This is a genomic window from Streptomyces speibonae (assembly GCF_984686075.1).
In genome coordinates this window covers 1,223,263-1,237,645 of sequence record NZ_OZ480260.1, presented here as the reverse complement: position 1 = coordinate 1,237,645, position 14,383 = coordinate 1,223,263, and the positions used below count along the sequence as shown (strand labels likewise).

Sequence of the window (14,383 nt, the reverse complement as noted above, 5' to 3'; positions counted from 1 at the left end):
CGGCCGGGGACGGTGGCCGGACCTCGGTCCCGGGAACGGTCCGGGGTGCGGCCGTCGGCCTGTCCCACGTCGCGGCTCGGGAGGCGGACGTTCTCCTCTCCGGCCCGGCGGAACGGGACGCGGCCGTCCGCCCGGCCCGCGCTGCGGGCCGCGCCGGCCGGACGGGGGACGTGAGCCGGGAGGCAGCTGGGAACGACGGCCGGGACCCGGCCCCGCCGGCGGCCCGGCGCGTGGCCGTCCGCCCGTCCGGCGACGCGGGCCGGGACGGGGGCGGGGAGAGCGTGAGCGGTGTCAGGGGGGAGGCGGGGCAATCCGCACGGGCCCCGCTGCGGTTCGGGTACGGGACCAACGGGCTTGCCGATCTCCGGCTCGACGACGCCCTCGGGCTGCTCGCCGAGCTCGGGTACGACGGCGTGGGACTGACCCTCGATCACATGCACCTCGACCCGCTCGCCCCGGACCTCGCCGCCCGCACCCGCCGGGTCGCGCGGCGGCTGGACGAGCTCGGGCTCGGCGTGACCGTCGAGACCGGCGCCCGCTATGTGCTGGACCCCCGCCGCAAGCACGGCCCGTCGCTGCTGGACGCCGGCCCGGACGACCGCGCCCGCCGCGTCGACCTGCTCCTGCGCGCCGTCCGCGTCGCCGCCGACCTCGGAGCCCACGCCGTGCACTGCTTCAGCGGCGTCGTCCCCGACGGCACCGACGAGGAGACCGCCTGGAAACGCCTCGCCGAGACCCTCACCCCCGTCCTGGAGGCCGCCGCGACCGCCGGCGTCCCCCTCGCCGTCGAACCCGAACCCGGTCACCTCCTCGCCACCCTCGCCGACTTCCACCGTCTGCGCCGCACGCTCGGCGACCCCGAGCCCCTCGGCCTCACCCTGGACATCGGCCACTGCCAGTGCCTCGAACCCGCCTCGCCCGCGGACTGCGTGCGCCAGGCCGCCCCCTGGCTGCGCCACGTCCAGATCGAGGACATGCGCAGGGGAGTCCACGAGCACCTCCCCTTCGGCACCGGCGAGATCGACTTCCCGCCCGTGCTGGCGGCCCTCGCCGCCACCGGATACCAGGGCCTGACCGTCGTCGAACTGCCCCGGCACTCCCACGCCGGCCCGCACTTCGCCGCCCAGTCCTTGCCGTTCCTGCGCCGGGCCGACCGGCTCGCGGCCACCGCCGCACCCTCCGTCCCCGTCCCACCGCACGGCGATCCCTCCGCCACCCCCGAAGGGAGCGACACTCCATGAACCGCCCCCAGGCCACCTCGGCCACCCCGGAGGCCGGCACCTCCGGCAGACCGGCGACCCCCGGCGACGGCACCACCCCCGCCCTCGCCCCGCCCGCCGCACTGCGCCACCGCCTCGCCGGCCTGCTGGGCGGAGCCGCCCGCGCCTGGCTCGACCAGGCCCTGGCGGAGGCCTCCGCCCACCCCGGCACCCACGGACCCATCTCGGTGTGGGAACTGCGCCTGGCCGAGGCCGGCCGCCGCTGCGGCGCCGCCCACGCCGACGCCGCCCGCGTGCTCATCCTGCACGCGGCCCGCGCCGACGCCGCCGCGCTGACCCGGGTCTACTACCAGGGCACCGCCGACGAACGCCGGGCCGTCCTGCACGCCCTGCCCCACCTCGTGCCGGACACCCGCGACGCCCTCCCGCTCGTCGAGGACGCCCTGCGCACCAACGACACCCGGCTCGTCGCCGCCGCCCTCGGCCCCTACGGCGCCCGCCACCTGGACGCACACGCCTGGCGGCACGCCGTACTGAAGTGCCTCTTCACCGGCGTCCGCCTGGACCAGGTGGCGGACCTGGCCCCGCGCGCCCGGGGCGACGCCGAACTCGCCCGCATGCTCGGCGACTACGCCGAGGAACGCCGCGCCGCCGGCCGCGACGTACCGGAGGACCTGCACCGCGTCCTGGCCCTGACCGGGTCCGCCCCCGCGACCCCGCCGCACGGCCCGGACACCCCCCACGGCAAGGAGTCCTGATGCGCATCTTCGACCCCCACATCCACATGACGTCGCGCACCACCGACGACTACGAGGCCATGTACGCGGCGGGTGTCCGCGCCGTCGTCGAACCCGCCTTCTGGCTCGGCCAGCCCCGCACCTCCCCGGCCTCCTTCCTCGACTACTTCGACTCCCTCCTCGGCTGGGAGCCCTTCCGCGCCGCCCAGTACGGCATCGCCCACCACTGCACGCTCGCCCTCAACCCGAAAGAGGCCAACGACCCGCGCTGCACACCCGTCCTCGACGTGCTGCCCCGGTATCTGGTCAAGGACAACGTGGTGGCCGTCGGCGAGATCGGCTACGACTCCATGACCCCCGCCGAGGACACCGCCCTCGCCGCGCAGCTCCAGCTCGCCGCCGACCACGGCCTGCCCGCGCTGGTGCACACCCCGCACCGCGACAAGCTCGCCGGGCTGCGCCGCACCCTCGACGTCGTCCGCGAGTCCGCGCTGCCGATGGACCGCGTCCTGGTCGACCACCTCAACGAGACCACCGTCAAGGAGGCCAGGGACAGCGGCGCCTGGCTCGGCTTCTCCGTCTACCCGGACACCAAGATGGACGAGGAGCGGATGGTCGCGATCCTGCGCGACCACGGCCCCGAGCGGGTCCTGGTCAACTCCGCCGCCGACTGGGGCAGAAGCGATCCGCTCAAGACCCGCAAGGTCGCCGACCTGATGCTCGCCGGGGGCTTCACCGAGGACGACGTCGACCGGGTGCTGTGGCGCAACCCCGTCGCCTTCTACGGCCTCAGCGGACGCCTCGATCTCGACGTCGCCGCCACGGACGCCACCCACGAGGGCAACTCCATCCTGCGCGGCGCACCGAAGGACGAGCCCCGGCCGGCCGGCGCCCCCGCCACGGAGGCGTGAGCCATGCGCTTCCGCCACCCCGACGGCTCCACCGTCCACCTCGCCTACTGCACCAACGTCCACCCCGCCGAGACCCTCGACGGCGTCCTCGCCCAGCTCCGCGACCACTGCGAGCCCGTCCGCCGCCGTCTCGGCCGGGACAGGCTCGGCATCGGCCTGTGGCTCGCCAAGGACGCCGCCCACGCCCTCGTCACCGACCCCTCCGCCCTGCGCGGACTGCGCTGCGAACTCGAACGGCGCGGCCTCGAGGTCGTCACCCTCAACGGCTTCCCCTACGAGGGCTTCGGCGCCGAGGAGGTCAAGTACCGCGTCTACACCCCGGACTGGGGCGACCCCGAACGCCTGGACCACACCATCGCGCTGGCCCGGGTCCTCGCCGGACTGCTCCCCGACGACGTCACCGACGGCAGCATCTCCACCCTCCCCCTCGCCTGGCGCACCGCCTACGACGAACGGCGCGCGGAGGCGGCCCGCACCGCCCTGCGCACCCTCGCCGACCGCCTCGACGCCCTCCAGGACCTCACCGGACGCTCCATCCGCGTCGGCCTGGAACCCGAACCCGGCTGCGTCGTCGAGACCACCCGCGACGCCATCGCCCCGCTCACCGCGATCGCCCACGACCGCGTCGGCATCTGCGTCGACACCTGCCACCTCGCCACCTCCTTCGAGGACCCGCACACCGCCCTGGACGACCTCACCCGGGCCGGTGTGCCCGTGGTCAAGTCCCAGCTCTCCGCCGCCCTGCACGCCGACCAGCCCCACCTCCCCGAGGTCCGCGAGGCCCTGGCCGCCTTCGCCGAACCCCGCTTCCTGCACCAGACCCGCACCGCGACCCTCGCCGGCCTGCGCGGCACCGACGACCTCGACGAGGCCCTGGCCGGCGAGGCCCTGCCCGACGCGGCGCCCTGGCGCGCCCACTTCCACGTCCCGCTGCACGCGGCCCCCACCGCGCCCCTCACCTCCACCCTGCCGGTGCTGAAATCCGCCCTGACCCGGCTCGTCGGCGGCCCGCACCCGCTCACCCGTCACCTCGAGGTCGAGACCTACACCTGGCAGGCGCTGCCGCCCGCCCTGCGCCCCCGCGGCCGCAGCCGGCTCGCCGACGGCATCGCCGCCGAACTCACCCTCGCCCGCGACCTCCTGACGGACCTCGGCCTGAAGGAACTCCCATGAGCGACACCACCCCTGGCGCCGCCCCCGGCCCCACCCCCCTCCTCGTCCTCGACGTCGTGGGTCTCACCCCCCGGCTGCTCGACCACATGCCCCATCTCAAGTCGCTCGGGCAGTCCGGCTCCCGTGCCGCGCTGGGCACCGTCCTGCCCGCCGTGACCTGCGCCGCCCAGTCCACCTTTCTCACCGGCGCCATGCCCTCGGAACACGGCATCGTCGGCAACGGCTGGTACTTCCGCGAGCTGGGCGACGTCCTGCTCTGGCGGCAGCACAACGGACTGGTCTCCGGGGACAAGCTCTGGGACGCCGCCCGCCGCGCCCACCCCGGCTACACCGTCGCCAACATCTGCTGGTGGTACGCCATGGGCGCGGACACCGACATCACCGTCACGCCCCGCCCCGTCTACTACGCCGACGGCCGCAAGGAACCCGACTGCTACACCCGGCCGCCCGCCCTGCACGACGAACTCACCGAGAAGCTGGGCACCTTCCCGCTGTTCCACTTCTGGGGCCCCGGCGCCGATCTGGTCTCCAGCCAGTGGATCATCGACGCCACCCGCCACATCATGCGCACCCGCCGCCCCGACCTGACGCTCTGCTACCTCCCTCATCTCGACTACGACCTCCAGCGCTTCGGCCCCGACGACCCGCGCTCCCTCCAGGCGGCCGCCGATCTGGACACCGCCCTGGCCCCGCTGCTGGACGACGCCCGCGACGAGGGCCGTACCGTCGTCGCCCTGTCCGAGTACGGCATCACCCGCGTGAACCGGCCCGTGGACATCAACCGCGCCCTGCGCCGCGCGGGCCTACTCGAGGTGCACACCCAGGACGGCATGGAGTACCTCGACCCGATGGCCTCCCGCGCCTTCGCGGTCGCCGACCACCAGATCGCCCACGTCTACGTGCGCCGGCCGGAGGACCTCGACGCCGCCCGCGCCGCACTCGACGGCCTGCCCGGCATCGAGCAGCTCCTCGACGACGAGGGCAAGAAGGCCCACCACCTCGACCATCCGCGCGCCGGTGAACTGGTCGCCGTCGCCGCACCCGACGCCTGGTTCACGTACTACTACTGGCTCGACGACGCCCGCGCGCCCGACTTCGCACAGCTCGTCGAGATCCACCGCAAACCCGGCTACGACCCGGTCGAGCTGTTCATGGACCCGCTCGACCCCTACGTCAAGGTCAAGGCGGCCACCGCCCTGGCGCGCAAGAAGCTCGGCATGCGCTACCGCATGGCGGTCGTGCCCCTGGACCCCTCACCTATTCGGGGCAGCCACGGCCGCCTCCCCGCGAGCGACGACGACGGTCCGCTCCTCATCTGCTCCACCCCCCGCGCCGTCGGCGACCGCGTCGCGGCCACCGATGTGAAACAACTCCTGCTCCGGCTCGCCGGACTCGGCTGACGCCGCCCCACGCACGGCCGCCGATTTCCGACTACCGAGAGTGAAACACACGGCACTGACAGCGGGCCGGTCCCGGCCGCACCGGAACCGGCCACGACCGAGAAGGCAGGCCACTCGTGACCCTGAACCCCGATCCCTCCCGCACCGACACCGCCGCCGACGCCCCGGACGAGGGGCTGCGCCGCAGCCTCGGCGTGGACCGGCGCCGCTTCTTCAGCACCTGCACCGCCGTGGCGGCCGGAGCCATCGCGGCCCCCGTCTTCGGCGCGTCCCCCGCACTCGCACACGACCGCGGCAGAGACCACGGACACGGACACGGCCATGGGCACGGACACGGACACGGACACGGACACGGGCACGGGCATGTGCTCGTCCCGCCGCACAAGCGCGGCATCATCCTCTACACCGTCCGTGACGCCACCGCCCGCGACCCCCTCGCCGGCGACCTGCCCTCCGGCTTCCGCGAGGTGTTCAAGCAGCTGGCCCGCCACGGCTACCGCCAGGTGGAGTTCGCCGGCTACCGCCAGCACGACAACGCGCCCGGCGGAGCCGACCTGGAGAACGTCCGGGGCGCCAGACTGCTGCGCTCGTGGCTCGACGACTACGGGCTGCGCGCCCAGGGCAACCACGGATTCATCCCGTCCTCCTGGCCGCTGACCAGGGAGGACAAGGACACCTTCAAGAAGCACCTGGAGATCGCCAACATCCTCGGCATGGACCACATGGGCACCGGCGGCGACCCCACCGGCAGTGCCCACCGCGCCGACTGGGACGTGGCCGCCGACAAGTGGAACGCCCTGGGGGAGATCGCCCGCCGCGAGGGCATCAAGCTCTACACCCACAACCACGACGGCGCCTACGGCTTCCTGCTCGACGGCGGGCCGCTGGACGACCAGGGCCGGCCCACCCGCAGCTCGGGCATCCGCAAGCTGGAGTACTTCCTGAAGATCACCGACCCGCGGCTCGTCTGGCTGGAGATGGACATCTTCTGGGCGCACGTCGCCCAGTACAAGTTCCACACCTACACCGCCCACGACGGCTCCACCCGCGAGAACGTCTTCGACCCCGCGGCCCTGGTCGCCCGCCACAACAAGCGCTACCCCCTGTTCCACGCCAAGGACGGCGTCGTCGACACCACCAACGGCATGGGCTGGGACATGGTGCCCTTCGGCACCGGCGACATGGACTACACGACGTTCTTCTCGCGCATCGGGCACATGAACTACCACAACCCGATGGTCGAGGACGACAACTCCCCGAGCGCCACCGACCCCGCGCAGTCACTGCGCGAGGCGAAGATCAGCTACGACAACATGGCCGCCCTGCGCAAGCGGCGCTGCTGACCCGGCCGCCCGCCCCCGGTGATGGAAAACGCAGGTGAAAGGCACTGCGAAACCTTGGTATGGTGGTCCATGTCGCCGCGCGGGGAGCACTCCCGCTCAGGCGGCGGACACCTTGTCCGGGTGGCGGAATGGCAGACGCGCTAGCTTGAGGTGCTAGTGCCCTTTATCGGGCGTGGGGGTTCAAGTCCCCCCTCGGACACTCACCCATTCATCGCGCGTACGCGTTCCAGAGGGCTGTGACTCACCGGTCACGGCCCTCTCGGCATGTCCGGGGCAGGACGGGCCGGGCCGGACGCGGGCGGGCGCGCGCCGCCCCCGCGCGGCAAGGCGCCGCCCCCGCGTGGCAAGAGAGTGTCGGCCCGTGGCCGCAAGTTGCCACGTCGGCCGCGCCCACCAGGCCCCCGTCACGGGCAGGGTTCCTACCGGCGGCACAAGGGTGCGAGCTTTCCCGGGGAGGGGCCCGATGACGACGGACCAGGGCGCTGCTGAGATCGAGACCGCCGCGCTGGCCGAGGGAGACTCGCCCCGGCTCGACGGCCTGGACACGGACCACGTCCGGCAGCTCGCCGAGCGCGCCGAGACCATGCCGCCCCTGCTGGTCCACCGGGCCACGCTGCGGGTGATCGACGGGCACCACCGGCTGGCCGCGGCACGGCTGCGCGGACTGGACCGGGTCCCGGTGCGCTGGTTCGAGGGCTCCGACGCCGAGGCCTTCGTGGCCGTCGTACGCAGCACACCGGCAGTTTCAAGGCCCGCGGCGCCCAGAATTTCGTCCGGGCCCACCGTGAAGCGGGCACGCTTCCCGATGCCGCGGTCACCATCGCCTCCGGCGGAAACGTGTGCGTGGTGCTGTGCGGCGCCAACACCGATCCCAGCGACCTGGTGACGCCCTGATCGCACACCCTCACACGGTCATTCCCGGCCTGCAGTGCTCTCCCTCACCACCAGTCGGTGCGTCGTCCTGATCTCCTTCGGCTCGGTCGCCGAGCCGTCGATGATCCCGAGCAGGGCGCCTACGGCGGCGCGGGCCAGCTCCGCCTTGTCGGGGGCGACCGTGGTGAGGGTGGGTGAGCTGTAGTGGCCCTCCTGGATGCCGTCGAGGCCCACGACCGCGATGTCCTCGGGGACGCGCAGTCCGGCGCGGGCGATGGCGTGCATGGCGCCGATGGCGAGCAGGTCGTTGTAGCAGAAGACGGCGTCGGGGGGCTCGGGGAGGGCGAGCAGCCGGCGCATCGCCTCCGCGCCCAGGTGGCGGTGGAAGCGGGGAGTGGGGACGATCAGGTCGTCGTCGATGCCGATACCGGCCCGCTGCAGCGCCTGGCGGTAGCCGATGGTGCGCAGTTGGGCCGTCTCGCCGGTGGCGTAGGGCTGGTCACCGATGGCGGCGATGCGGCGGCGGCCGAGGCCGACGAGATGCTCGGTGGCCTCGCGTGCCGCGGCGATGTTGTCGATGGCGACGTGGTGGAAGCTGCCGTTGAAGATGTGCTCGCCGAGCAGCACGACGGGCACGCGGTTGGCGCGGTGGCGCAGTTCCTCGGCTGAGATGGCCAGCGGGCTGAGCAGCAGCCCGTCGAACATGGTGGCCCGTGAGTCGCGGCCGAGCAGTTCCCGTTCACGCTCGCCGTCGCCGTCGGTCTGGTCGAGCATGACGACGTACCCGTGGGAGCGGGCGGCGGTGATGATTTCGCGCGCCAACTCCGCGAAGTAGGGCACGTCCAGTTCGGGGACGACCAGCGCGATCATGCCGGTGCGGCCCCTGCGGAGGTTGCGGGCGACGAGGTTCGGCCGGTAGTCGAGTTCCTCGATCGCCTGGTTCACGCGTGTGCGCAGCTCGTCCGAGACCGGGACGGAGTTGTTGACCACGTTGGACACCGTCCGGATGGAGACCCCGGCGCGACGGGCGACGTCGCGCAGCGTGGCGCCTGCCATGCACGTCCTTCCTTTCCTCGGAGGGCGCACGCGCGCCATGCCCTGGTAGCGGCGTGACACCGGGCGCCCGTCGCCGCCGGACGCCCGACGGTTCTCCTGAGCGGCCCGGCCACGATGACGGCCTGTTACACGGATCCTACTCGGGTATTGCATCGTTGCAAAACGCTATGCATACTCTCTGCATCGTCGCAAAGGGCCCGATACGCGCCGCACACGTGACTTGAGCTCATCTACCCCATCTGCACACTTCGAGCCGATCACCCCTTCCCTCTTCCTCCAGGAGCCGCCCCCATGTCCGCGCCCCATCCTGTGCACGCCCGAAATGTCGCCCGCCGCACCGTCCTTCGCGGCACGCTCGGGGCCGGAGCGCTCGCCGCGACGGCCGGTCCGCTCGCCGCCTGCACCCCCGGTTCCGGCTCCGCGGCGGAGCCGAGCAGGCTCGCCGGCACGCCCAGCGCCTCCGCCAAGGGCGAGATCACCATCTGGAACCGCTCGGGCGACCTGTTCAAGGTCTTCGACGCCGCGATCGACGCCTTCCGCAAGGCGTATCCGAAGATCAAGGTCAACCATCAGGCCGTCGACATCGACGCCAAGCTCGCCAACACCCTGGTCTCGGGCACCGATGTGCCGGACGGCAGCTTCTGGGACGACGCCAAGATCGGCAGCCAGGCCGAGCACCTCTACGACCTCACCGACCTGATCGCGCCCTACCGCAAGCAGACCTCCGCCTACAAGCTCTCCGTCAACACGGTGGACGGGCGCATCTACGGCGTCCCGTGGGACCTCGACCCCGGTCTGCTCTGGTACCGCGAGGATCTCCTGGAGGACGCCGGTGTCGACCCGGCCGGAATCAAGACCTACGACGACCTCCTCGACGCGGCCAGGGCCCTGAAGGAGCGCGACGGCCGCGCCGCTCCCATCCACCTGGACAAGGACCCCTTCCTCGGCCAGCTGTGGCTGGAGATGCTCGCCAACCAGCAGGGCACCAGCCTCGCCGACGCCCGGGGCCAACTCCGCCTCGACAGCCCCGAGTACCGCCGCATCCTGCGCTGGATACAGGCCGCCGTCGGCGACAAACTGGTCACCCATGCCGAATACCTCAAGCCCGCCGACCTCGCCGCCCTGGAGGACGGCAGGCAGGCGTTCGTGCCCTGGGCGATCTGGTGGTCGTTCGCCCCGCAGCAGCTGCTGAAGAAGACCAAGGGCAAGTGGCGTGCCGCGCCTCTGCCCGCCTGGACGCCCGGCGGCGCCCGCAGCGGCGCCATGGGCGGCAGCAGCTTCATCATCCCGGCCAAGGCGAAGAACCCCGAACTGGCCTGGCTGCTGTACGAGTTCCTGTGCTTCAAGGAGCCCGGCTACACCGCCGTGTACGGCCCCAACGACGTCTACCCCAAGGGCCTGAGCACCTCCGTACCCAGCTACGCGCCGGCCCGCAAGGCCGACAAACCGCTGTTCGAGCCGGTGCAGGCGCTCGGCAACCAGGACCTGTGGAAGGTCGCCGTGGAGGCGTCCGCCGACATTCCGGCCGCCGCGCCGATTCCCGGCTGGTGGGCGCAGTCGGTCGACTACCTCGGCAACAACCTCCAGCGGCTCATCGAGGGCAAGCTGACCCCCGACGACGTCATCGACGAATCGGCGCGCAAGATCCAGCGCAACCTGGTGGACCGGGCGCGATGAGAACCACCACGCTCGGACGAACACCCGAGGCGGCCGTATCCGCCGGGACGGGCAGGCACCGGCCTGGCACCGAGTCCCGCCCGCGCCGGCCCCGGCGCGGGCCGCGCCTGGCACCGTACGCGTTCATCGCCCCGTTCTTCGTCGTCTTCGCCGCCTTCGGGGTCTACCCGCTGCTCTACGCCCTCCAGTTGAGCTTCACCGACTGGCACGGCGCGGGTCAGGCCCGGTTCGTCGGGCTCGACAACTACACCTACCTGCTGACCAATCCGGACTTCTGGGCCTCGCTCGGCAACAGCGGGGTGATGTGGCTGCTGATCGTGCCCGTGCAGATCCTCGGCGCCCTGGCGGCCGCCGTCCTGCTCGCCAACGCCAAGCTCAAGCTGCGCGGGATGTTCCAGGTGGCCTTCATCGCCCCGTTCATCACGCCGCTGGTGGCCATGGCCCAGGTGTGGATCGTGGTGTTCGACACCGAGTACGGGCTCGTCAACCACATCCTCGGCCTGCTCGGGGGCCCCGACGTCGAATGGCTGACCTCGACGTTCTGGGCCAAGCCGACCCTCGCCCTGCTGTTCCTGTGGAAGACGACCGGCTTCGCGATCATCATCCTGCTCGCCGGGCTCCAGGCCGTGCCCCCGGCCGTCTACGAGGCCGCCGACCTCGACGGCGCCTCCCGCATACGGCAGTTCTGGTCCCTCACCTTGCCCCTGATGCGCAGAAGCATCACCTTCCTGCTGGTGGTGCAGACCCTGGCGGTCTTCCAGATGTTCGCCGAACCGTTCGTGGTCACCGAGGGCGGCCCCTACGGCTCCACGACCACCGCGGGCCTGTACCTCTACGAGCACATCACCGCCTCCGACCTCGGCACCGGTGCGGCCAACTCCTTCCTGCTGGTGCTGCTGGTGTTCGCGCTCTCCCTGATCGCCGTACGCCTGCTGCGCACCCGAGACGAGTGACCATGAAGACTCTCTCCCCCACCCAGCCCCCGACCCGCCGGAACAGGACCCGGCCGACTCCACGCCACCGGCGGCCTGGGCCACCGCAATACCTCACCCTGCTGGCCCTCACCGTCCTGTTCGCCTACCCGATCTGGTGGGCCGTCAGCTCCTCGCTGAAGCCGGCGAACGACATCATCACCGACCCCCTGTCCTTCTCCCTCGGCACGGCCACCCTCGACAACTACCGGGCGATGTTCGAGGACGTCCCCATCGCGACCGGCTTCGCCAACACCGCGCTCGTGGTGGCGGTCAAGGGCGCCATGACCATGGTGTTCTGTCCGCTGGCGGGATACGCCTTCGCCAAGTACGAGTTCCGCGGCAAGAACCTGCTGTTCGGCCTGGTCCTGCTCACGCTGATGCTGCCGACGCTCGTGCTGATCATCCCGCTGCTGCTGGAGATGAGCGCCCTCGGCTGGGTCAACACCTACCAGGCCCTCATCCTGCCGGGCAGCATCGACGCCTTCAGCATCTTCTGGATGCGCCAGACCATCGCCGCCGTCCCCGACGAACTCCTCGACGCCGGACGCATGGACGGGGCGAGCGAGCTGGGGGTGTTCACCCGGATCGTGGTGCCCGTCATCCGGCCCGGACTCGCCGCGCTCGGTGTGCTGACCGCCATGAACATCTACAACGACTTCGTCTGGCCGGTCGTCGCGGTCAACGACGAGGGGCACCAGACCCTTCAGGTCGTCCTGGCCACCCTCGCGCAGAACGTGACCGGCAATCGCATCGGCGCCGACTTCGCCTCCGTGTGGGGCGAACTGCTGGCCGCCGGGAGCATCGCGATGCTGCCCGCGCTGATCGTCTTCATCCTCCTCCAGCGCCACTTCATCCAGGGAATCCTCGCCGGAAGCGTCAAGGGCTGACCTCCTGCCCGCCCCTTCCTCTTCTTCTCGACCCCTTCCTTCTTCGCCTCTTCGAAACGGAGCGACATGCCCGCCATCCCGCGCGCCGAGTACCCCCGGCCGCACCTCGACCGCTCGCACTCCTGGCTGTGCCTCAACGGCACCTGGGACTTCCGCGCCGACGACGCCCCCGACTTCGACCGGCACATCACCGTCCCCTACCCCTGGGAGTCCCCGGCCTCCGGCATCGGCGCCCACTGGCTGCCGACCGCCTGGTACCGCCGCTCCTTCACCGTGCCCGGCGACTGGGCCGGACAGCGGATCGTGCTGCACTTCGGCGCCGTGCACCACGAGGCCACGGTGTGGGTCAACGGCGTGCGGGTGATACGGCACGAGGGCGGCTACGTCCCGTTCAGCACCGACATCACCGACCGGCTCCACAAGAACGCCGGGGAACAGGAGTTGGTGGTGCGGGTGCACGCACCCGCCGACAAGCGCGACATCGTCCACGGCAAGCAGCGCAGCATGCCCCGTGACGACTACGACGGCGTCTGCTTCACCCCGTCGTCCGGCATCTGGCAGAGCGTCTGGCTGGAGGCCCGGCCCGCGACCCACCTGGCCGCCCTGCGCCTGCGCCCGACCGACGACCTCACCGCGATCACCGTCGACGCCGAGGTGCACGGCCCGAACGCGGCCGGTGCCGAGGTCCGGCTGCGCCTGCGCGGCGAGGGCGCCAAGGTGAGCGTGACCGCGGACGCGGACGGACGCGTGCACACCGTCCTCAGGCCCGCACAGCCGCGCCTGTGGTCCCCGGCCGATCCGTACCTCTACTACGTCGAGGCCGAACTGCCCACCCCCGACGGCACCGACCGCGTCACCGGATACACCGGTCTGCGCTCGATCGCCGTGCGCGACGAGGAGCTGTACCTCAACGGCGAGCGGCTGTACGTGCGCGGCGTACTGGACCAGGGCTACTGGCCCGAGAGCGGCATCACCGCACCGGACGACGCGGCCCTGCGCCACGACCTGGAACTCGCCGCGCGGGCCGGCTACAACCTCGTACGCAAGCACCTGAAGCTGGAGGACCCCCGCTTCGTCCACCACGCCGACATCCTCGGCATGCTCCTGTGGGCCGAACCAGCCTCGCCGGGCCGCTTCTCCCCCGCCTCCGTCGCGGCGTTCGCCGAGCAGATCGAGCCGATGGTCGAACGGGACGGCAACTCCCCGGCCATCGTCATCTGGGGCCTCTACAACGAGGAATGGGGCCTGGACTGGGACATCCCCGACGACAAGGCCAAGCAGCAGGCCACCGCCGACGTCTACGACCGTCTCAAGGCGCTCGACGCGAGCCGTCCCGTCGTGGACAACTCCGGCTGGACCCATGTGAAGACGGACCTGCTGGACTGGCACTACTACGACGAGAGCCCCGCCTCCTGGGCCACCGTCGTCGCCGACCTGATCGGCGGCGCCCGCGACGACTTCCCGGTCAAGCTCGGCCCCGACTTCGTCGTGCACAAGAAGCTCGCCGTCCCCGGCCAGGCGCTGCGCGGCCTGCCGAACCTCAACAGCGAATACGGCGGCGGGTTCACCGCACCCGAACGCGGCTGGCACCTGCGCTGGCAGACCCAGGAACTGCGCCGCCACGACCGGCTCGCCGGATACGTGTACACCGAGCTGTACGACATCGAGCACGAGACCGCCGGACTGCTGGACTACGAACGGCGGGTCAAGGACCTCGCCGGCGTCGACCCCGCGCACGTCAACGCGCCGACCGCGCTCGTCCTCGACATCACCCCCGTCGCCCCCGGTCGGGACCTGCTCACCGCCGACGGGCAGGTCACCGTGGGCGTACGCGTCTCCCACCACGGCACCGAACCGGTCGCCGGCCAGCTGCACCTGGCGTGGACCCACGTCTTCGGTCCCGCCCCCGCCGGCCCCGGAGAGGCGGCCCCCGAGGGCTGGGCCGAGGCCAAGCCCTACGTCCTCTCACCCGCCGTACCGGTCACCGCCCGTCTCCCGAAGGGCTGGACCAGCGGACGGCTGCACCTCGCCCTGGTCAGCGAGGGCGCCGTCGTCGCGCGCAGCGCCCTCGACGTCGACACGGCCATCGCACCGCAGCTCGGTGACAACCCGCCGGCCCGCTGACCCCCCTT

General features: G+C 71.9%; 12 protein-coding genes and 1 tRNA gene. 12 read left to right on the top strand and 1 reads right to left on the bottom strand.

All coding sequences use genetic code 11. From position 1 onward, the window contains the following. The first annotated feature begins 281 nt into the window (after nucleotides 1–281). From AC5L3C_RS05500 to AC5L3C_RS05465, 8 genes are all read left to right on the top strand, one after another. Nucleotides 282–1,241 (top strand): sugar phosphate isomerase/epimerase family protein, encoded by a 960-nt coding sequence (locus AC5L3C_RS05500; RefSeq protein ID WP_493647272.1) that lies wholly within the window; start codon nucleotides 282–284, stop codon nucleotides 1,239–1,241. Further along, nucleotides 1,238–1,978 (top strand): EboA domain-containing protein, encoded by a 741-nt coding sequence (locus AC5L3C_RS05495; protein ID WP_493647270.1) that lies wholly within the window; start codon nucleotides 1,238–1,240, stop codon nucleotides 1,976–1,978. The genes AC5L3C_RS05500 and AC5L3C_RS05495 overlap by 4 nt, the downstream gene beginning before the upstream one ends. Beyond that, a complete protein-coding gene (locus AC5L3C_RS05490) occupies nucleotides 1,978–2,868 on the top strand; it encodes a TatD family hydrolase (protein WP_493647268.1) in 891 nt (296 codons plus the stop codon). Before AC5L3C_RS05495 ends, AC5L3C_RS05490 begins: the two co-directional genes overlap by 1 nt. Before the next feature lie 3 nt (nucleotides 2,869–2,871). Further along, on the top strand, nucleotides 2,872–4,041 hold the full coding sequence (eboE, locus tag AC5L3C_RS05485) for a metabolite traffic protein EboE (protein WP_493647267.1): 1,170 nt from the start codon (nucleotides 2,872–2,874) through the stop codon (nucleotides 4,039–4,041). Then, nucleotides 4,038–5,441, top strand: coding sequence for an alkaline phosphatase family protein (locus AC5L3C_RS05480; RefSeq protein ID WP_493647265.1), 1,404 nt, complete (start codon nucleotides 4,038–4,040; stop codon nucleotides 5,439–5,441). The genes eboE and AC5L3C_RS05480 overlap by 4 nt, the downstream gene beginning before the upstream one ends. A 116-nt stretch (nucleotides 5,442–5,557) precedes the next feature. Continuing rightward, nucleotides 5,558–6,784, top strand: a complete 1,227-nt coding sequence (locus tag AC5L3C_RS05475; RefSeq protein ID WP_493647263.1) for a sugar phosphate isomerase/epimerase family protein — start codon at nucleotides 5,558–5,560, stop codon at nucleotides 6,782–6,784. Between the two features lie 114 nt (nucleotides 6,785–6,898). Further along, nucleotides 6,899–6,983, top strand: a tRNA-Leu gene (locus tag AC5L3C_RS05470). A 264-nt stretch (nucleotides 6,984–7,247) separates the two neighbouring features. After that, the gene (locus AC5L3C_RS05465; protein WP_493647262.1) at nucleotides 7,248–7,670 is read left to right on the top strand and encodes a ParB/RepB/Spo0J family partition protein; all 423 of its coding nucleotides are present in this window, start codon (nucleotides 7,248–7,250) and stop codon (nucleotides 7,668–7,670) included. A gap of 26 nt (nucleotides 7,671–7,696) precedes the next feature. Here the strand turns inward: AC5L3C_RS05465 and AC5L3C_RS05460 are convergent, their stop codons facing one another. Next, entirely contained in the window at nucleotides 7,697–8,713 is a 1,017-nt protein-coding gene (locus AC5L3C_RS05460; RefSeq protein WP_493647260.1) for a LacI family DNA-binding transcriptional regulator, read from the bottom strand. A gap of 291 nt (nucleotides 8,714–9,004) precedes the next feature. Between AC5L3C_RS05460 and AC5L3C_RS05455 the strand changes: the two genes are divergently transcribed. From AC5L3C_RS05455 to AC5L3C_RS05440, 4 genes are all read left to right on the top strand, one after another. Beyond that, nucleotides 9,005–10,390: an ABC transporter substrate-binding protein gene (locus AC5L3C_RS05455; protein ID WP_493647258.1), complete on the top strand. Its 1,386-nt coding sequence runs from the start codon at nucleotides 9,005–9,007 to the stop codon at nucleotides 10,388–10,390. Continuing rightward, entirely contained in the window at nucleotides 10,387–11,343 is a 957-nt protein-coding gene (locus AC5L3C_RS05450; protein ID WP_493647256.1) for a carbohydrate ABC transporter permease, read from the top strand. Before AC5L3C_RS05455 ends, AC5L3C_RS05450 begins: the two co-directional genes overlap by 4 nt. Before the next feature lie 2 nt (nucleotides 11,344–11,345). Beyond that, nucleotides 11,346–12,251: a carbohydrate ABC transporter permease gene (locus tag AC5L3C_RS05445; protein ID WP_493647254.1), complete on the top strand. Its 906-nt coding sequence runs from the start codon at nucleotides 11,346–11,348 to the stop codon at nucleotides 12,249–12,251. Between the two features lie 66 nt (nucleotides 12,252–12,317). Next, on the top strand, nucleotides 12,318–14,375 hold the full coding sequence (locus AC5L3C_RS05440) for a glycoside hydrolase family 2 protein (protein WP_493647252.1): 2,058 nt from the start codon (nucleotides 12,318–12,320) through the stop codon (nucleotides 14,373–14,375). Nucleotides 14,376–14,383 lie beyond the last annotated feature (8 nt).

Excerpts from the sequence above, each read along its gene's own strand:
- AC5L3C_RS05495 (WP_493647270.1), top strand. The coding sequence starts at position 1,238 with ATGAACCGCCCCCAGGCCACCTCGGCCACCCCGGAGGCCGGCACCTCC.
- AC5L3C_RS05490 (WP_493647268.1), top strand. The coding sequence starts at position 1,978 with ATGCGCATCTTCGACCCCCACATCCACATGACGTCGCGCACCACCGAC.
- eboE (WP_493647267.1), top strand. The coding sequence starts at position 2,872 with ATGCGCTTCCGCCACCCCGACGGCTCCACCGTCCACCTCGCCTACTGC.
- AC5L3C_RS05480 (WP_493647265.1), top strand. The coding sequence starts at position 4,038 with ATGAGCGACACCACCCCTGGCGCCGCCCCCGGCCCCACCCCCCTCCTC.
- AC5L3C_RS05465 (WP_493647262.1), top strand. The coding sequence starts at position 7,248 with ATGACGACGGACCAGGGCGCTGCTGAGATCGAGACCGCCGCGCTGGCC.
- AC5L3C_RS05460 (WP_493647260.1), bottom strand. The coding sequence starts at position 8,713 with ATGGCAGGCGCCACGCTGCGCGACGTCGCCCGTCGCGCCGGGGTCTCC.
- AC5L3C_RS05455 (WP_493647258.1), top strand. The coding sequence starts at position 9,005 with ATGTCCGCGCCCCATCCTGTGCACGCCCGAAATGTCGCCCGCCGCACC.
- AC5L3C_RS05450 (WP_493647256.1), top strand. The coding sequence starts at position 10,387 with ATGAGAACCACCACGCTCGGACGAACACCCGAGGCGGCCGTATCCGCC.
- AC5L3C_RS05445 (WP_493647254.1), top strand. The coding sequence starts at position 11,346 with ATGAAGACTCTCTCCCCCACCCAGCCCCCGACCCGCCGGAACAGGACC.
- AC5L3C_RS05440 (WP_493647252.1), top strand. The coding sequence starts at position 12,318 with ATGCCCGCCATCCCGCGCGCCGAGTACCCCCGGCCGCACCTCGACCGC.